General features: G+C 66.1%; 13 protein-coding genes. 9 read left to right on the top strand and 4 right to left on the bottom strand.

Annotated features, from left to right (window positions below):
• The first annotated feature begins 54 nt into the window (after positions 1-54).
• From ACVILH_RS01570 to ACVILH_RS01540, 7 genes are all read left to right on the top strand, one after another.
• On the top strand, positions 55-345 hold the full coding sequence (locus ACVILH_RS01570; protein WP_456711316.1) for a hypothetical protein: 291 nt from the start codon (positions 55-57) through the stop codon (positions 343-345).
• 142 nt (positions 346-487) lie between these two features.
• A complete protein-coding gene (locus ACVILH_RS01565) occupies positions 488-1,660 on the top strand; it encodes a phosphoserine transaminase (RefSeq protein ID WP_456711315.1) in 1,173 nt (390 codons plus the stop codon).
• 169 nt (positions 1,661-1,829) lie between these two features.
• Positions 1,830-3,419 carry a phosphoglycerate dehydrogenase gene (gene serA, locus ACVILH_RS01560; RefSeq protein WP_456711314.1) on the top strand — a complete coding sequence of 530 codons (1,590 nt, stop codon included), beginning with the start codon at positions 1,830-1,832 and terminating at the stop codon, positions 3,417-3,419.
• A 178-nt stretch (positions 3,420-3,597) separates the two neighbouring features.
• Positions 3,598-5,259 carry a mucoidy inhibitor MuiA family protein gene (locus tag ACVILH_RS01555; protein ID WP_456716842.1) on the top strand — a complete coding sequence of 554 codons (1,662 nt, stop codon included), beginning with the start codon at positions 3,598-3,600 and terminating at the stop codon, positions 5,257-5,259.
• A gap of 490 nt (positions 5,260-5,749) precedes the next feature.
• On the top strand, positions 5,750-7,333 hold the full coding sequence (locus ACVILH_RS01550; protein ID WP_456711313.1) for an ABC transporter substrate-binding protein: 1,584 nt from the start codon (positions 5,750-5,752) through the stop codon (positions 7,331-7,333).
• Between the two features lie 162 nt (positions 7,334-7,495).
• The gene (ftsH, locus tag ACVILH_RS01545; protein WP_456711312.1) at positions 7,496-9,349 is read left to right on the top strand and encodes an ATP-dependent zinc metalloprotease FtsH; all 1,854 of its coding nucleotides are present in this window, start codon (positions 7,496-7,498) and stop codon (positions 9,347-9,349) included.
• 110 nt (positions 9,350-9,459) lie between these two features.
• Positions 9,460-11,145 (top strand): methyl-accepting chemotaxis protein, encoded by a 1,686-nt coding sequence (locus ACVILH_RS01540; protein ID WP_456711311.1) that lies wholly within the window; start codon positions 9,460-9,462, stop codon positions 11,143-11,145.
• Positions 11,146-11,197: 52 nt separating this feature from the next.
• Here the strand turns inward: ACVILH_RS01540 and ACVILH_RS01535 are convergent, their stop codons facing one another.
• Together ACVILH_RS01535 and ACVILH_RS01530 are read right to left on the bottom strand one after the other, a co-directional pair.
• Positions 11,198-12,553 carry an esterase-like activity of phytase family protein gene (locus ACVILH_RS01535; RefSeq protein ID WP_456711310.1) on the bottom strand — a complete coding sequence of 452 codons (1,356 nt, stop codon included), beginning with the start codon at positions 12,551-12,553 and terminating at the stop codon, positions 11,198-11,200.
• Between the two features lie 120 nt (positions 12,554-12,673).
• Complete coding sequence (locus tag ACVILH_RS01530; RefSeq protein WP_456711309.1) at positions 12,674-13,618, bottom strand: DMT family transporter; 945 nt, start codon at positions 13,616-13,618, stop codon at positions 12,674-12,676.
• A 204-nt stretch (positions 13,619-13,822) separates the two neighbouring features.
• On the opposite strand from ACVILH_RS01530, the gene ACVILH_RS01525 reads away from it, so the two are divergent.
• Positions 13,823-14,428 carry a TetR/AcrR family transcriptional regulator gene (locus tag ACVILH_RS01525; RefSeq protein ID WP_456711308.1) on the top strand — a complete coding sequence of 202 codons (606 nt, stop codon included), beginning with the start codon at positions 13,823-13,825 and terminating at the stop codon, positions 14,426-14,428.
• Between the two features lie 28 nt (positions 14,429-14,456).
• Complete coding sequence (locus ACVILH_RS01520) at positions 14,457-15,236, top strand: sulfite exporter TauE/SafE family protein (RefSeq protein WP_456711307.1); 780 nt, start codon at positions 14,457-14,459, stop codon at positions 15,234-15,236.
• A 10-nt stretch (positions 15,237-15,246) separates the two neighbouring features.
• On the opposite strand, the gene ACVILH_RS01515 is transcribed toward ACVILH_RS01520, so the two are convergent.
• Positions 15,247-16,176, bottom strand: coding sequence for a DMT family transporter (locus tag ACVILH_RS01515; RefSeq protein WP_456711306.1), 930 nt, complete (start codon positions 16,174-16,176; stop codon positions 15,247-15,249).
• 144 nt (positions 16,177-16,320) lie between these two features.
• A complete protein-coding gene (gene mgtA, locus ACVILH_RS01510) occupies positions 16,321-18,879 on the bottom strand; it encodes a magnesium-translocating P-type ATPase (protein ID WP_456711305.1) in 2,559 nt (852 codons plus the stop codon).
• Between the last annotated feature and the right edge of the window lie 174 nt (positions 18,880-19,053).

The following is a 19,053-nucleotide window of genomic DNA, read 5'->3' as shown; positions in this document are numbered from 1 at the left end:
GCGACACAACGCTGCGAATTTGTGCGGCACGGCAACCAGGAGTGTGGAGGACCGATGACCGAGATCAATCCCTTGACGGCGCTCGGCGTCGTGCTGGCAACGGCTGCGACGGACGCGGTGTATGTCATGTTCACGTCGGCGGTCGTCGCCCGACGGCGCCTGTCGGCCGCGAACTGGAGCGCGATCTGGTACACGCTGTCATCCTTCGCGGTGATCAGCTACACGGAAAATTGGATCTATGTCGGCTTTGCGGCCGTCGGCTCCTGGATCGGCGCCTACGCGTCGATGACGTTCCTGCATCGTCCGCCCGGCGGACAGGCGCCGATCGGCGCCGCGCCTGAATGAGTTCGACTTGCATGCCAACCACGTCTGCGTGAACCGCAAATCAGAGGGCGCGAAGTTCCTTGACGCGGAACGGCCCTTCGCTTAATCACCCCGGCGGGACACCTCCCCCCAACGGGAGGCTTACTATCTGGAAGGATAGACGATGACTGCAGCGAAGCCCTCGCAGCGGCCTTCCGTGCCGCATTTCTCCTCCGGCCCCTGCGCCAAGCGCCCCGGATGGACCGCCGAAAATCTCAAGGACGCTCCTCTCGGCCGCTCGCATCGCGCGAAGATCGGTAAAGCGCGGCTCAAGCAGGCCATCGAGCTGACGCGCGACGTGCTCGAAGTGCCCGCCGACTACAAGATCGGCATCGTCCCGGCGTCCGACACCGGCGCGGTCGAGATGGCGCTGTGGTCGTTGCTCGGCGCGCGGCCCGTCACCACCATCGCCTGGGAATCCTTCGGCGAGGGCTGGGTCAGCGACATCGTCAAGGAGCTCAAGCTCAAGGACGTTACCAAGCTGCACGCCGGCTACGGCGAGATTCCTGATCTGTCGAAGGTCGATCAGGCGAGCGACGTCGTCTTCACCTGGAACGGCACCACGTCCGGCGTGCGCGTGCCGAATGCCGACTGGATCAGCGCGAGCCGCGAAGGCCTGACGATCTGCGACGCGACGTCAGCCGCGTTTGCGCAGCCGCTGGATTGGCCGAAGCTCGACGTCGTCACCTTCTCCTGGCAAAAGGCGCTCGGCGGCGAAGCTGCGCATGGCATGCTCATCCTGTCACCGCGTGCGGTCGAGCGTCTCGAGACCTACAAGCCGGCTTGGCCGCTGCCGAAGATCTTCCGCCTCACCAAGGGCGGCAAGCTCAATGCCGGCATCTTCGAGGGCGAGACCATCAACACGCCGTCGATGCTGTGCGTCGAGGACTATCTCGACGCGCTGAACTGGGGTAAGTCGATCGGCGGCCTCAAGGCGCTGATCGCACGTGCCGACGCCAACACCAAGGTGCTGGCCGATTGGAAGGCGCGCACGCCGTGGATCGACTTCCTCGCCAAGGATCCGGCGATCCGCTCCAACACCTCCGTCTGTCTCAAGGTCGTCGATCCCGCGATCACGGCGCTCTCGGCCGATGCTCAGGCCGAGTTCGCCAAGAAGCTGGTGTCGCTGGTCGAGAAGGAGAACGCCGGCTTCGACTTCGCGCATTATCGCGACGCGCCAGCCGGCCTGCGCATCTGGTGCGGCGCCACGGTGGAAGCGAGCGACGTCGCGCTGCTGACGCAGTGGATCGACTGGGCGTTTGCGGAAGCCAAGGCGGCGCTGCCGAAGGCGGCCTGAGCCTCATCGAAGCTTCGTAGGGTGGGCAAAGGCGCGTGAGCGCCGTGCCCACCGACTATGTCACCTGACGCGAGAGGGCGGTGGGCACGCTTCGCTTTGCCCACCCTACAGCTTCCCCTATCCCGGCGCGCTGCGCTGTCCCTCGAAGAGGGCGTGAAGGATCATCGTCATGACCAAGCCCAAAGTTCTCATCTCCGATGCACTGTCGCTCGCGGCCGTTCAGATCTTCAAAGACCGCGGCGTCGAGGTCGACTTCCAGCCGAACCTCGGCAAGGACAAGGACAAGCTCGCCGACATCATCGGCGACTATGACGGCCTTGCGATCCGCTCCGCAACCAAGGCGACGGCGAAGATCATCGAGCGCGCCAAGCGGCTCAAGGTGATCGGCCGCGCCGGCATCGGCGTCGACAATGTCGAGATTCCCGCGGCGACCGCCAAGGGCATCATCGTGATGAACACGCCGTTCGGCAATTCGATCACGACCGCCGAGCACGCGATCACCATGATGCTGTCGCTGGCGCGCGAGATCCCGCAGGCCGACGCCTCGACGCAGGCCGGCAAGTGGGAGAAGAACCGCTTCATGGGCGTCGAGATCACCGGCAAGACGCTCGGCGTGGTCGGCTGCGGCAACATCGGCTCGATCGTGTGCGACCGCGCGCAGGGCCTGCGCATGAAGGTGATCGGCTTCGATCCGTTCCTCACCGAGGAGCGCGCGCGCGATCTTGGCGTGGAGAAAGTCGAGCTCGACGAGTTGCTCAAGCGTGCCGACTTCATCACCCTGCACACGCCGCTGACCGACAAGACCCGCAACATCATCGATGCCCAGGCGATCGCCAAGACGAAGCCGGGCGTGCGCATCATCAATTGCGCCCGCGGCGGTCTGATCGACGAGGCGGCGCTGCTCGCGGCGCTCAACAGCAAGCATGTCGCGGGCGCGGCGCTCGACGTGTTCGCCGAGGAGCCGGCCACCAGCAATCCGCTGTTCGGCCATCCCTCCGTGATCTGCACGCCGCATCTCGGCGCGTCCACCACCGAAGCGCAGGAGAACGTCGCGCTGCAGATCGCCGAGCAGATGTCGGACTATCTGCTGACGGGCGCGATCTCGAACGCGATCAACTTCCCCTCGATCACGGCCGAGGAAGCGCCGAAGCTGAAGCCGTTCATTGCGCTGGCCGAGAAGCTCGGCTCGTTCGCGGGCCAGCTCACCGAGAGCAGCATCACCAAGATCCAGATCACCTATGAAGGCCAGGTCGCGGAGATGAAGACCAAGGCGCTGACCTCGGCGGTGCTGGCCGGCTTGCTGCGGCCGATGCTGGGTGAGGTCAACGTGGTGTCGGCGCCGGTGATTGCCAAGGAGCGCGGCATGGTCGTCGACGAGGTGCTGCGCGCCGGCGAGAGCGACTATGAGAGCCTGATCACCGTCGCGGTCACCACCGACCAGCAGGAGCGCGCGGTGTCCGGCACCGTCTACGCCGACGGCAAGCCGCGCCTGGTCGACATCAAGGGCATCCGCGTCGACGCCGAGTTCGGCAGGTCGATGATCTACGTCACCAACGAGGACAAGCCGGGCTTCATCGGCAAGTTCGCGAGCCTCCTGGGCGATGCCAAGATCAACATCGCGACCTTCCATCTCGGCCGTGTCGCGCCGGGCAGCGACGCCATCGCGCTGGTCGAGGTCGACGGCGCCGTGCCGGCCGATCTGCTCGCCAAGATCCAGGCGCTGCCGCAGGTCAAGCAGGCCAAGGCGCTGACGTTCTGATCCCACGTTCGGATCGGTCATCCGACAAGGGCAGCATGGCTTTCGCCATGTTGCCCTTGTCTTTTCGGGACGCGCTTCCGGCAGCTTGAACCGGTCCCGCTCTGCTCGCGTCTAACGCTCGACGAAGGACCGGCTGTTCCGGTCCCGAGGGCGCTGGGCTGTGGAGAGAGTGATGACCATGCGACACAAGGGCCTGATGGCCACGGGGCTCGTTCTGGGCGCGGCCTTCGCCGCGGGCCCCGCTTGCGCGGGCGATCTCGATGCGACTTCCATCGTCGATGCCGTGACGGTTTATCCGGATGGCGCAAGCGTCACGCGGCTGGTCTCGCTCGATCTTCCGGCCGGCGAAACGACGGCCATCGCCAGGGACTTTCCGCTCGGGCTCGATGTCTCGTCGCTGCGTGTCGAAGGCGAGGCTGGCGCGAAGCTCGTGATCGGCACCGTCGATGCGAAGCCGCCGCGCCCGGCCCCTCCGGTCAATCTGCCCGAGATCGACAAGCGTATCGAGGCACTGAAGGACGAGCGCGCAAATCTCGACGGCACCATTGCCGCCGCGCTTGCGCGCAAGAAGTTCGCCGAGCGATTCGCCGAGGCGTCGCCCGCGGGCCTCGGGGAAAAGGGCGAGGCGCGTCCGATCGCCGAATGGCGCACGGCGTTCGCCGCTGTTGCGGAAGAAGTCGGGCAGGCGGACGCGGCGATCCGTGAGACCGAGCGCAAACAGCGCGAGATCGATCGTGAGATCGCGCGGCTGGAGGCCGATCGCGCGGAGAAGCCGCCGAGCAAGCTGGAAGTTCAGATCGAGCTGTCTGCCGCTGCGGCGACGAAGGCGAAGTTGCGCGTCACCTACGCCGTGCGCAACGCCCGCTGGGTGCCGCTCTACGACGCCCGCCTCGACACGTCGGCGAAGGACCGCAAACCCGCGCTCGAGCTGGTACGCCGCGCCGAGATCCAGCAGGCTACGGGCGAGGACTGGTCTGACGTCGCGCTCTCGGTGTCGACGGTGCGGACGGGACGCGGCGGCAGCGCGCCTGAGCTCCGGACCGTGATCGCCCAATATCCGCCGCCACCGCCTCCGCCGATGCCGCAACTCGGTACGATGTCGGACAATTTCGCCAGACGTCGTAGCGTCGAGGCGTTCGTCCCCACGCCGGCAGCTCAGGAGCCGAAAAGAGCTGAAGAGCGCGAGACGGCGGTCGAGATCGGTGCCTACCAGACCGCCTTCCGGCTTCCCGGTCGCGTGACCGTCGGCACCAATGATGGCGCCAAGAGCCTGCGCATCTCGACCGCGACGATCACGCCGGAGCTGATCATTAGGTCTGCGCCCGTCGCCGATCCCACCGCCTATCTCGAAGCCAGCTTCACGCAGCCAGAGGATGCGCCGCTGTTACCGGGCAAGGTCTCGATCTATCGCGACGGCATGTTCGTCGGCACCTCGAAGCTTGCGTCGTCCGGCAAGGACGAGACCGTACGTCTCGGCTTCGGCGCCGACGACAAGGTCAAGGTCGAGCGCAGCGTGGTGAAGCGCAACGAGGGATCTGCCGGTCTGATCGTGACGACGGCGAAGATCGACGAGCGCGCTTTCAAGACGACGGTTCGCAACGCGCATGATTTCGCGGTGAAGGTCGCGATCCAGGATCAGCTCCCGGTCAGCGAGAACGAGGAGATCACGGTCGAGATGCTGCCGGCGACCACGCCGCCGACCTCGACCAATGTTCGCGATCGTCGCGGCGTCACCGAATGGATGCTCGATGCCAGGCCCGGTGAGACGAAGGAGATCTCGTTCGCGTGGCGCGTTCGCTGGCCGAAGGACAAGACGGTGGTGATGAGCCCGTCAGGCTGATCGATCGTGGGCGGATGACCGAGTGCCAGGCATCCGCCCGCGTCACGATGATCGTCCTAACAACTTGAGATCGGGCCGCGGAATCCGTTGATATCAGGAGTTACAGATTCCGCTCCGGCACGATCTGCCGGGTCAACGCAGGTGCGGCCTGATTGCGTCACGTCTGCCCTGATCCGAACTTAAAGCCGTCGTAGATGCCGGCAATGCCGTGTCTTCACCCGGACGCGGACGCAAGTAGCAAGCGGCATTCGGACGTTACGGCTGCAGGATACGGGAAAAAGAGCTTTCGCGATCAAGCGGCCGTAGGAAAAAATGACCGGCTCGTTCCGATCTTCGGGACCACGCCGATTCTTTCCTGACGTTTCCGGCATTCCATATCGTCATGACGATATCCGAATTACCGCAACCGCGATTGTCGCGGTGGCCTCATCCTTGCGTTCGGTCTGTGCGCGTCGCCCGGCGGACAGGAACGGAGGCCTCAGTCTACAAGATGCGATTTTTGTCTCTCGCCTCGTGCATCGCGCGGCGCTCGCGTTGCCCCGCGGTTCTTGCTGCCGTCGTCCTGACGGGGAGTGCAAGCGGCGCCTTCTCGGCTGACACTGTGAATCTGGTCCGCGAACTGGCTGGCCGTGTCGGCCCGATCGTCGGCTCGTCTCAGGCATGCACCAGCATCGCGGCGCGTCGCGTGCAGGCGATCCTGACGAAGTTTCAGGAAGCGATCCGCGAGGCGTCGACCAATCCGAACGATCGCAACGAGCTGGCCCGCGAGTTCGAGCGCAACATCGCGGAGGGCCGTGCTGCGGTCAATGCCGGACGCGCCGACTGCCGGCTGGTCGAGCGCCAGCTCGCCGATCTCGAGCGGAGCGTCAGCGCGCCGCCGACCCAATCGGCCACGGTTGCGCCGGCCGCCGCCAATGCCGCCCCCGGCACGGTGAGACCGGTCGCATCGGGCAATGTGCGCGGGGTCACCGATCAGGAGATCCGCTTCGGCATGGTGATCCCCTATACGGGCAGCGCCAAGGAGAATGGGCAGAGCTACAAGCGCGGCATCGAGGTGGCGTTCGCGCGTGTCAACGCCGCCGGCGGCGTTCACGGACGAGCCCTCAAGCTGATTGCCGCGGATGACGGCTTCGAGCCGGCCCGGACGCCGGAGGCGATGAAGCAGCTGTGGGAGAGGGAGCAGGTGTTCGGCTTCGTCGGCAATCTGGGCACGCCGACTGCGGCCGTGGCCGTGCCGTTCGCGCTCGAGCGCAGGGTGCTGTTCTTCGCGCCCTTCACCGGCGGCAGCGTGGTGCGGCGCGATCCGCCGGATCGTTATGTCTTCAACTACCGTCCGAGCTTCGTCGAGGAGGCCGACGCCGCGGTGCGTTATCTCTTGAAGATGCGCAAGATCAGGCCGAACCAGATCGCGGTGTTCGGACAGAACGACGATCTCGGCGAGCAAGGCTTCGCCGGTGTCGCGAGGGCCTATCGCGCAGCAGGCCTCAACGACAAGGCGATCGTGCGGCTGCTCTATGCCCGCAACTCGATCGACATGGACGAGGCGGTCGCCCAGCTCAAGGCGCAGAAGGTGCCGATCAAGGCCATCGTGATGGTCGGCACCACGCGGCCGGCGGCGAAGTTCATCGAGAAGACGCGCGACCTGTATCCCGGCATGATCTACACCAACATGTCGATCGTCGGCGCCACCGCGCTGGCGCAGGAGTTGATGCTGCTCGGCCCGCGCTTCACCGAGAACGTCATCGTGACGCAGGCGGTGCCGGCCGTCTCGGGCTATTCGAGCACCGTGCTCGATTTCAAGACGGCGCTTTCACAAGTCGCGCCCGGCGAGGTGCCGGACTATATCTCGCTCGAAGGCTATATCGCGGCCAACCTTCTGATCGACGCGCTGAAGCGCTGCGGGCCGCAGCTCGATACCGAACGCCTGGTGGAAGCGCTGGAGAGCACGCGCAATCTCGACATGGGCCTTGGCGCCGCGCTCAATCTGAGCCGCGGCGATCATCAGGCGCTGCACAAGGTCTGGGGCACCCAGCTCGACAAATCCGGAGTCTATCAACCGATTGATCTGGAATGATCGGGTTCAGGCGGCATCCGGCAATGTCGGATGCCCGCCGGTCTGTCGGCCGGACTTGATCCAGGACAAGCGGCCCGAGGGTGGCGCTTGTTAAACGCTCGTGCAGCTCCGGGCCGTGATCATCGTGGATCGATGCTCGGGAGCACTGGACGAGTGCCCAACATGGAATCCGATTCCAACACCCGCAAGCAGGCCATTGCCGTCGGCTACATCTTCCTGGCCGGCGTCGGCATGCTGCTGCTGCAATGGCTGCTGACGACCTACAACACCGTCGAGACCATTCCCTATAGCCAGTTCGAGCAACTGGTGGAGCAGGGCAAGATCGCCGAGGTCTCGGTCAGCCAGGACACCATCCAGGGCAAGTTCAAGGACAAGCAGGCCGACGGAAAGACGGCGTTCATCACGGCGCGGGTCGATCCGCCGCTGGCTGAGAAGCTCGCGGCCAAGGGCGTCACGGTGACCGGCGTGCCGTCGGGCGGCGTCATCCAGACGCTGCTGTCCTGGGTCGTGCCGGCGCTGATGTTCTATCTCATCTGGGTGTTCCTCGGGCGCAAGGTGATGGACCGCCAGGGCTTTGGTGGCCTGATGTCGATCGGCAAGTCGCGCGCCAAGGTCTATGTCGAGACCGATACCAAGGTGACCTTCGCCGACGTCGCCGGTGTCGACGAGGCCAAGTTCGAGCTGCAGGAGGTCGTGCAGTTCCTGAAGGACCCGAAGAGCTATGGCCGGCTCGGCGCCCACGTGCCGAAAGGCATCCTGCTGGTCGGTCCGCCCGGCACCGGCAAGACGCTGCTGGCGCGCGCCGTTGCCGGCGAAGCCGGCGTCGCGTTCTTCTCGATCTCGGGCTCCGAGTTCGTCGAGATGTTCGTCGGCGTCGGCGCCGCGCGGGTGCGCGATCTGTTCGAGCAGGCGCGCAAGGCCGCGCCCTGCATCATCTTCATCGATGAGCTCGACGCGCTCGGGCGCAGCCGCTCCGCCGGCGCGCAGATGGGCGGCTATGACGAGAAGGAGCAGACGCTCAATCAGTTGCTCGCCGAACTCGACGGCTTCGATCCGAGCTCGGGCGTCATCCTGCTCGCAGCGACCAACCGCCCCGAGATCCTCGATCCCGCGCTGCTGCGCGCCGGCCGCTTCGATCGCCAGGTGCTGGTCGACCGGCCCGACCGAAGCGGCCGGCTCGCCATCCTCAAGGTTCACGTCCGCAAGATCACGATGGCCGGGAGCGTCGATCTCGACAAGGTCGCCGCACTGACCGCGGGCTTCACCGGCGCCGATCTTGCCAACCTGATCAATGAGGCCGCGATCGCCGCGACCCGCCGTGGGGGTCACGAGGTGACGTTCGAGGACTTCACCACGGCAATCGAGCGCATCGTCGCCGGCATCGAGAAGAAGAGCCGGGTGCTCAGCCCGGCCGAGCGCCGCCGCGTCGCCTATCACGAGATGGGGCACGCGCTGGTCGCGGCCAATCTCGCCGGCGTCGATCCGGTGCAGAAGGTCTCGATCATTCCGCGCGGCGTCGGCGCGCTCGGCTACACCATGCAGCGGCCGACCGAGGATCGCTTCCTGCTCGCAGTCAGCGAATTGAAGAACCGCATCGCCGTGCTGATGGGCGGCCGCGCCTCCGAGCAGATCATCTTCGACGGCGACGTCTCGACCGGCGCCGCCGACGACCTGCAGCGCGCGACCGAGATCGCGATCGAGATGGTCACCAAGTACGGCATGGACAAGACGGTCGGCCAGCGCACCTACGCGCCGCACCCGCAGGCGTCGTTCCTGCAGCCCCAGGACCAGATCGTATCGGCAGCCGAGGACACCGGTCGCGAGATCGATCTCGCGGTGCGCGACCTGATCGCGGAGGGCGGCGCGCGGGCGCGTGCGATCCTCGACGGCCATCGCCACGATCTCGAGCGCGGCGTCGAGTTGCTGATCGCCAAGGAGACGCTGACGGCCGAGGAATTCGCGCCCCTGCGGCCGGCGTCCGCGGCTGTGGCTGCGGATGAAGCCGTACCCGGCTGATCCGGGTTTTTACGGGGAGGCTTCGCAACCGAACCCTAACGATCGCCTGATCATTTAACCGGCAGCTAATCTTGACAGGTCGTTGAGATCGATCGGGCGGAGTGCGTCGCGTGCTGCTGAACAATATGAAGATCGCCCCCAAGCTGGCCATTGTGGTCGGCGTCGCTCTCCTGGGGCTCGCGGCAGCCGGTACATTCGCCGCCGACCTGATGCATCGGGAGATGGTCAACGCCCGCATCGAGCAATGCCGGGCGATCGTCGAGACCGCGCGCAACATGGCGCTGGGCCTCATCAAGGAGGTCGAAGCCGGCAAGATGACGAAGGAGGCCGCGCTCGACGAGTTCGTCAATCGCGGCCGGACCATGACCTTCGACAAGGGCATGGGCTATCTGTTCGCCTACACGATGGACGGCAACGTCGTGATCTCGCAGGACATGAAGCAGCGCGGCTCCAACGTGATCGATTTCGAGCTCAACGGCCGCAAGCTGGTCGTCGAGCTGCGGGATGGCGTCGCCAAGAACGGCGAAGTCACCTTGCACTACGAATATCTGCGTCCCGGCCAGGAGCAGCCGACCCGCAAGATCTCCTACGCGGTCGCAATTCCCGGCTGGAATACGTTCGTCGGCACCGGGGTCTATGTCGACGATCTCGACGCCAAGATGAAGCCGCTGAAATGGCTCATGTGGATGGCTTGCGCGGGCATCGCGGTCATCGCCGGCGGCATCGCCTGGCTGATCAGCCGCAGCATCAGCGTGCCGCTCGATCGTCTCGGTGGCCGCATGCGCGAGATCGCGGACGGCAAGCTCGATGGCGAGATTCCCGGAGTCGGGCGGGGCGACGAGATCGGCGGGATGGCGGCGACGGTCCAGATCTTCAAGGACAATGCGCTGCGCATGCGCGAGCTCGAGCAGGCGGAGGCTGCGAACAAGCAGCGTGCCGAGGCGGAGCGGCGCGCCGCGATGCAGAGCCTTGCGGCCGACTTCGAGCGCAGCGTCAACGGCATCGTCCGCTCGGTGGCGTCGGCTGCCGAGGGCATGCAGCACACGGCGGAGTCGATGACGTCGACGGCGAGCGATGCGAGCTCGCGCGCCTCGACGGTCAGCGCGGCCACGCAGAGCGCGAACGACAATGTCGGCACCGTGGCCTCGGCGGCCGAGGAGCTGTCGAGCTCGGTCAACGAGATTTCCCGCCAGGTCGCCCGCTCCAGCGAGATCGCCAGCAAGGCGGTCGGCGACGCCGAGCGCACCAATGCCACCGTGCAGGTGCTGTCGACCGGCGCCGAGAAGATCGGCGAGGTCGTCAAGCTGATCCACTCGATCGCGGCGCAGACCAACCTGCTGGCGCTGAACGCCACCATCGAGGCCGCGCGCGCCGGCGAGTCCGGCAAGGGCTTTGCGGTCGTCGCCTCCGAAGTGAAGGCGCTCGCCAACCAGACCGCGAAGGCGACCGAGGAGATCTCGGCGCAGGTCGCGGCGATGCAGACCTCGACCCAGGACGCGGTCACCGCCATCAGCGGCATCACCCAGACGATCGCGCAGATGAGCGAGATCACCAACTCGATCTCGACCTCGATCGCGCAGCAGGGCGACGCGACGCGCGAGATCGCGCGCAACATCCAGTCGGTCGCCGCGGGCTCGAACGAGATCAGCGCCCATATCGGCGGCGTCACCAAGGCTGCCGAAGCCACCGGCATGGCGGCCTCCGAGGTGCTGAACAGCGCCCGCGAGCTCGACAGCCAGTCCGGCCTGCTACAACAGGCGGTCGACGGCTTCATGGCCAAGGTGTGCACGGCCTGAGGGGCGTCGGCGCTGGCGTCGCAACGCCAGCGCCGTGAGGTGCGAAGGCCCGTTACTTGGCCTTGAGGAAGTCACCCACCTCGAGCAGCACGAACTCGTCGTCGTCGGCCTTGTTGGGATCGCGGCTCGACGAGAACGGCAAATTGTTGTCGTTGCCGACGATGATGTGGGTGTCGTCGACGCGATCGACGTTCTCGATCGTGAAGAACGGGAAGGTGAGGACGCCGTCGTTGAGCGGCTTGCGTGCCTTCTTGTCCGGATCCTTGATCTTCATCAGGTCGATATAGGCGATCTTGCGAACTGGCTTGCCGACATTGGCGTCGGACAGCTCGATCTTGTAGACGCGCTTGAACTTGGCGAGATCGGGGAAGCAGCTCTCGCCGCGCGTGCCCTGCGGGCAGGCTTTGTCGGAGGTGCCCTCGCCATTGTCGCGCTCGATGATCAGGCCCTGGGCGGGATCGATCATGTTGAAGTCGCCGATGGCGTTGCCGTTCTGCTCGAACACATATTGCCAGTAGCGGCCGGTGAATTTCTCCGCGGCGACGTCGAATTCGAGAATGCGCGACGCTTCCTTGCCGTCGACCTTCTCCCAATCCTTCTTGTCGGCGTCCCACAGCGGTCCTTCGAGCAGGCCGTAGATGAACTTGCCGTCGGTGGACGAGGCGAAGCCCTCAAAACCCTTCGAGCGGCGCAGGTTGACGTTGGTGTAGGTCGCCCCCGGCGCGCCCGGCGACTGCACCGCCCAATGGTCGGGCGAGCGCACCGGCTTGCCGTCGGCCACCGTCTCGAACACCGCAAGCACCTTGCCGCTCTTGTCCGCCTTGATGATGTAGGGGCCGAACTCGTCGCCGATCCAGATCGTGTCGCCGATGATCTGGAAGCCTTCGGTATCGAAATCGGAGCCGGTCAGATAGCGCTTGGCGGTGTTCTCGTGGACGATGCGGAACGGCACCTTCTTGTCGGGATCATGCAGGAAGATCGTCTCCAGCCGCTCGACCTTGCCGCCCGCCCAATCCATCTTGTAGCGGTTCAGATAGAGCATCGAGTCCGGCGAGTTGTAGCGCGAGCCCATGCCGTTGTCGGTGAGGACCCAGAACGTTCCGTCGGCCATCTTCTTGATGCCGGAATGGCCCTGCAGCGGCTGCCCCTTGAACGGCAGCGAGACGCCGGTCGGACGCTCATAGGACTTGCCCATCACGCTGCCGATGGCGTCGACGCGCTTGCCGGTGGTGTACTTGCCGGATGTCTTGAGATCGTCGGGCGCATCGGCGGGGGCGTCGATGAAGGATTCGGCTGATAATACGGCATGACCCGCCAGCGTGGCCGGAAATTCACCCTCGCCTTGGGCGAGCGCCGCGCCGGCGCCGAGAGCGAGGACCGCGACGGTGGTAAGCAGATATCGATGCATGGGAAGCCTCCTGCGAGCTTGAACCATGCGCGTTGTGACCAGCACGCCTGACGCGACGCTGACACTTCGATGACAGTCGGATGATGGCGGCCCGGTCCGCTGGGGCGTCTTGCCGCATGCTCAGCGTTTAGGCGCCGGGTCCGGCTTGCGCAGCGGCACGCGGGAGGCGATGACGACGCCGGCGACCACCAGCGCGTAGCCGGCGAGGTGGAACGGCTTCAACTCCTCGCCGAGCAGTAGGATGGCCAGCACCGAGCCGAACAGCGGCACCAGATGCAGGAAGGGCGCGGCCCGGTTCGGCCCGATCAGGCCGATGCCGCGGTTGAAGAACAGATAGGCCAGCGTCGAGGCGAACACCACGACGTAGCCGAGCGTCAGCACCGACAGCAGATCGAGCTGCAGCACGAAGCCGGAGCTGTACTCCCAGGCCGCCAGCGGCAGCAGCAGCACGGCGCCCAGGGCAGTGCAGGACGAGATCAGCGACAGCTGATGCACGGCCGGCCGCCGCGTCATGACCGCGGAGTAGATGCCGAACACCAGCAGCGCGCCGGCAAACATCAGGTCGCCGCGGTTGAACTGAATGGCGGTGAGGGCGCCCAGGTCACCGCGCAGCAGGATCACCAGCACGCCGGTCAATGACGTCGCAATGCCGGCAAGCTGCGCTGCTGTCAGCCGCACGCCGAACAATACGAGCGACCACAACGCCACGAACAGGGGAGCGGAGGACTGGATCAGCAGGCCGTTCAGCGCCTGGGTGTACTGCATCGCCCAATAGGACAGCGCGTTGTTGATGGCAAAGCCGGTCAGCGCGAGCAGCAGCAGCAGCGGCCAGCTCGCGAGCAAGGTGCGCCAGTCGCGTATGAGATGTGGCCGCGCGAACGGCCACAGCATCAGGAAGGTTCCGATCCAGCGGATGCAGGACAAGGTCAGCGGCGGCACGTGCCCGGCGACATAGCGCGCCAGCACGATGTTGCCGGCCCAGAACAGCGAGGCCAGCGTCAGCAGCAGATAGGGCTGGTTGTTGAGCCAGGCCAGCGGCGAGGTCGGATGAGATGGAGCGGGCAAGGAATCGGCTTCTCTTGATGATCCGAGCTTGTGCCCGAAACCGCCGGCGGGACAAGAGCGCCCCGCGGGATGGCGCCATGCCGAAAATCGAGCGAGGGCTTTACAAAACGAATATTCGTTTTGTATGATGCCGAGGCCTTTTGGAGCGACAATCGCGGTCGTGCGGGGGCCGCGATCATGCGGCTGGACGGGCTGGAGCTGCGGATGCCCAAACTCAAGCCTGAGACGATGGCCGCGCGCCGGGACGAGATCCTGCAGGCGGCAGAGGTCTGCTTTGCGCGGCAGGGCTTTCATCAAACCACGATCGCCGATGTGATCGCGCAATCCGGTCTGAGCGCGGGCTGCATCTACGGCCATTTCTCCAGCAAGGAGGAGCTCATCCAGGCGATCGGCGAGCACCGCCATGCCTGCGATGCGGCGCTGCTGGCTGCCGCGCGCGACATCTCCGATCCCTTGGATGCGTTGCGCGCCGTCGCCCGCGCCTCGCTTGCGGACATGCAGAAGGAGGAGGGGCTGCGCAGCCGCCGCATCGCGCTGCAGCTCTGGGCCGAGGCACTGCGCGACGATGACATCCGCGCCCAGGTGAGCGACGGTGTTCGCAAGCCAGTCGCGCTGATCGGCGAGCTGCTGCAACGCGGCCAGCGCCTCGGGCTGATCGACCGCTCGGTTCATCCGCGCAGCATGGCCCGCACGATGGTCGCAATGTTCCAGGGCTTCGTGCTGCAGCGGCTGTGGGGCGAGCCGTTCTCCTCCGCCGAAGCGATGACCGCATTCGAGACGCTGTTGACGGGACTCGCGGTGCGGCGGTGAGCACCAAAGGGCGGGCGAGGTCGAAGCGATGAACGTTCCTGATCTCATCGGCGGTTTCGGCACCGGGCTGGTCGGCGGCTTCACCTCGGGGCTGCTTGGCGTCAGTCCCGGCGGCGGCCTCGTCGTGTTCGCCGTGCTGCTGCTCGGGGCCGAGCAGCATGTCGCGCAGGGGCTCTCGCTGGTCGCGCAGATCCCGCCGACCAGCGCGGCCGGCATCAGGCGCTATTGGGAGAGCGGCAGCCGCGTGACCGCGACGATCTTGCTCTGGCTGGGTCTCGGATTCCTCATCGGCGGCATCGTCGGCGCGCTGATCGCGAACGCGGCGACATCAGCGGTGCTGCGCTGGGCCTATGTCGTCTACCTGCTTCTGCTCGATATCCTGCTGCTGCGCCGGCGATCGCAGAAGCAGCCGGGCGAAACACCGGATGCGGTGCCTGAGCCGCATCGCGGCGCGTTGCTGGCGGTCGGCTGCGCGGCCGGCGTATCCTCAGGCTTTCTTGGCATCGGCGGTGGGCTTGCCACCGTGGTCGGCTTGAGCGCGATGCTCGGCATGGCGCAGCATCGGGCGCAAATGATCAGCCTCGCGCTGACGCTGGTGCCCATGACGATCCCGTCGGCGTGGATCTATTGGCAGCACGGCGCCACGCCGCAATGGTCTATTTTAGCCGCCGTGATCATCGGCCTTGCGGTCGGCACCGATGTCGGCGCGCGCTTGGCGAACCGCGTTCCGCCAGACCGGTTGCGGATCCTGCTGATCGGCTTCGTCTCGCTGATGACAGTCTACATGACCTGGAAGGCGCTCGGATGAGCCGTTCGCATCAGGTCGCCTGCTTGCGCGAGGCGGCATAGACGCCGGCCAGCACCAGCGCGAAGCCGATCACGTGGAAGATCTGCGGCTGCTCGCCGAGGAAGACGAAGGCCATGATCGAGCCGAACACCGGCACCACATGGAAGAACGGCGCGGCGCGGTTGGCGCCGATCAGCAGCACGCCGCGATTGAAGCAGAGATACGCGATGGTCGAGGGAAAGATCGCGACGTAGAGCAGCGACAGCAGGTTCTGCGTGTCAAGCGCCATCACCGGGCGCGTCGTGAGCTCCCAGACCAGCAGCGGGATCAGGCTGGCCGCGCCGCAGCCGAAGGTGAAGGCCACCATCGACAGGCCATGGATCTGCGGCCGCTTGATCGTGAGCACCGAGTAGAAGCCGAACACCGCCATCGCCAGCAGGAAGATCAGGTCGCCCTTGTTGAAGCTGATGTCGGCCAGCGCAGTCGGGTGGCCGCGCGTCAGGATGAGCAGCACGCCGGCGAGCGACAGCACGATGCCGATCGCCTGCGCGAAGGTGAGATGCACGCGCAGCAACAGCATCGACCACAGCGCGACGATCAGCGGACCCGCCGATTGCAGCAGCAGCGTGTTAAGCGCCTGGGTGTATTCGAGCGACCAATATTGCAGCGTGTTGAAGGCGCCGATGCCGGTCACCGACAGCGCGATCATGATGCCGAGCTTGGACCGGATCGCGGGCCAGTCCTGGCGAAGCTGCTTCCAGGCGATCGGCAGGATCAGAAGGAACGCCAGCGACCAGCGCAGGAACGACAGAGTGACGGGCGGGATGTGACCGGCTGCGAGGCGGCCGACGATCGAATTGCCCGCCCAGCACAGCGCCGTGATGCTGAGCAGCACATAGGGTTGGTTCGCGATCCAGGCGCGCGCGGGCGCGGCGGATGCTGTGGGATCGGCGGCAGACATGCGGCGGTGTTGGTCCCGGTTGGTATGCCCTGGGCATCCGGCCCGGTCATCCCGGCCGCTGGTCCTCCCCGGCCTCCTCGACAGACACCAATTGTCGCTGCCTATCAAGAGGGCAGATGCATCGCGACCATGCAGCGGCGGCGGTCATGCTTGCTCGTGGTGATCCCGCCGGTGAGTGCTCCCAGCCCTGGATTGAACAGCGATCGATTTGAGGCCCTCCGCGCAGACCAGATAGACGGCAACGAGGGCCGCGATCGCGGCCAGGACGGTGATCGGCGGTGCGACGAAGCCGAACCAGGCACCAGCCGGCGTGAAGGGCACCACGAGTGCGGCGAACAGTGCTGTGAGCGATGACGCCGTCAGCATCGGATCGGCCCGGTTGCTCCAGGGACGCCCGTTGGTCCTGATGATGAAGATGACGAGGATCTGCGTCGCCATGGATTCCAGGAACCATGCGGTGCGGAACTCGTCCGGGGTGGCGTGGAACAGATAGAGCAGGGCACCGAAGGTGAGGAAGTCGAACAGCGACGACAACGGGCCCATGATCGCGGCAAAGCGCAGCAATCGCTTCATGTCCCAGCGTTGCGGCCAGGCGGTGGCCTGCGGGCTGACGCGGTCGAAGGGGATGCCGAGCTCGGAGAGATCATAGAGCAGGTTGTTGAGCAGGATCTGCGTCGGCAGCATCGGCAGGAACGGCAGCATGATCGAAGCCACCGCCATCGACAGCATGTTGCCGAAATTCGAGCTCGCACCCATCCGCACGTATTTCAGGATGTTTGCGAAGGTGCGCCGTCCTTCCTCGACGCCGTCGGCGACGACCTCGAGATCGGAGGCCAGCAGGATCATGTCCGCCGCCGATTGCGCCACGCCGGTGGCGCCCTCCACGGACAGTCCGATATCCGCCGCCTTCAAAGCCGGCGCATCGTTGATGCCGTCGCCGAGGAAGCCGACGATCTCGCCCGAGGCCTGCAGCGCTTTCACGATGCGCGACTTCTGGTCGGGAGCGAGCCGGCCGAACGCGTCGGCCGACCGCACCTGCACCGCGAGCGCGTCGTCGCTGAGCTCGGCGATGTCGCTGCCGGACAGCACCCGATCAGCCTTCAGCCCGACGAGGCCTGCCAGCCGCTTGACGACGACCGGATCGTCGCCGGACAAGATCTTGAGCGCGATGCCGGCGCGGGCGAGCTGCGCGATCGCGTGAGCCGCGGTCGGCTTGGGCGGATCGGCGAACGCGCACAGGCCTTCGAAGATCAGCTCCTGCTCGTCCTCGGTCTCGACCTCGCGCGGCGCGCTGCTCCACGGTTTCGAGGCGATCGCGACGGTGCGCAGTCCCTCGCGAGCCAATGCATGGACGCGCTCGCGCATCTCGTCGCGACCTTTGTCGTCTAGCGCGATGATGCCGCTGGCCTGCCGTTGCTGCGTGCAGAGCTCGATCACGGCCTCCGGCGCGCCCTTCACGATCAGCACCTGATCAGTTCCGCGCACCGCCAGCACCGAGCCGAGCCGGCGCGAGAAGTCGAAGGTCTGCTGGCCGCCGAGAATCCATCCGGCCGCGGCATGGTCGGCGCCCGCGACCAGTGCCGTATCCAGCGAGCCGCGATCGCCGCCAAGTGCGGCGGCAATGGCGCCGAGCTCGGCCGGGCGCGGGTGATCGCTGCCATCGGGCGCGATGCTGCGGGCGAGCGTGATCTCCGCCGATGTCAGCGTGCCCGTCTTGTCGGTGCATAGCACCGACATCGCGCCGAGATCGTGAATGGCCGCGAGCCGCTTCACGATCACCTTGCGCTTGGCCATGCGCAGCGCGCCGCGCGACAAGGTCACCGTCGTGATCATCGGCAGCAGCTCGGGCGTCAGTCCGACCGCGAGCGCGACCGAGAACAACAGCGAGTCGAGCACGTCACGGCCGAACAGCACGCGGAAGGCGAGCACGATGACGACGAGAGCCAGCGTGAGCCGCGCGATGACGAGGCCGAATTCATGCAGGTCGCGCTCGAACGGCGTACGCCCCTGTGCTTCCGCGAGCGCCGAGGCCGCCGCGCCAAACATCGTATTCGGTCCGGTATTGACGACGAGGGCAACGGCTTCGCCGGTCTGCGCCACCGAGCCGCGGAACAGCGCGTTCGAGGTGTCGTTCTCATCGGCAGCAGGGCCAGCCTGCTTCGTCACGGGGTAGGGCTCGCCCGTGAGCGCAGCCTCGCCAGCGGTGAAAGCCTTGCTCTCGAGGATCAGCGCATCGGCCGGCACGATGTCGCCGGCGCGCACCCGCAGAATGTCACCGGGGACGACGGCGTCCACCTCGATCTCGCGATAGGCGCCGTCGCGCTTGACCTCGGCCTTCAACGCCACCGACCGCCGCAACTCCTCGGCCGCCCTGACCGCATGTCCCTCCTGCACCGTGTCGAGCCCGATCGAGAGCGTCAGGATCAGCACGATGATCGCGCCGCCGATCACGTCCCCCGTGGCCATCGAGATGATGCCGGCGACGAGCAGGATCAGCGACAGCGGCTCGAGCAGCCGGCGCATGATCGCGCGCAGCGGGCCGACGATTTGGGATGGCGTATCGGCATTGCGGCCGTAGCGCAGCAGCCGCTGCGCGGCGTCAGCGTCGTTCAGGCCATCGAGGCCGCAGCCGAGCGCTTCGCCCGCCTGGGCGGGAGCGAAGCGCCAGAACTTGTGCAGGACGGAGGTCGTTTCGGTGGTCACAGGCGTCCGTTCATGTTCGTGGACGAGGTGTCTTCGTGGACGAGGTGTCGCGGCGATCGTGCCTGATTTGCATGAACGATCGCGCCGCGGTTGACCTAGCGCAACATCCTGATGCGGCGATGACCTACGTTGGGGACAACGCGCCGTGGGGCTGACGGCTGCATGTTCACGAGG

The sequence above is a fragment of the Bradyrhizobium sp. USDA 4353 genome (assembly GCF_054063215.1).
This window is presented reverse-complemented; position numbering and strand designations above follow the sequence as displayed.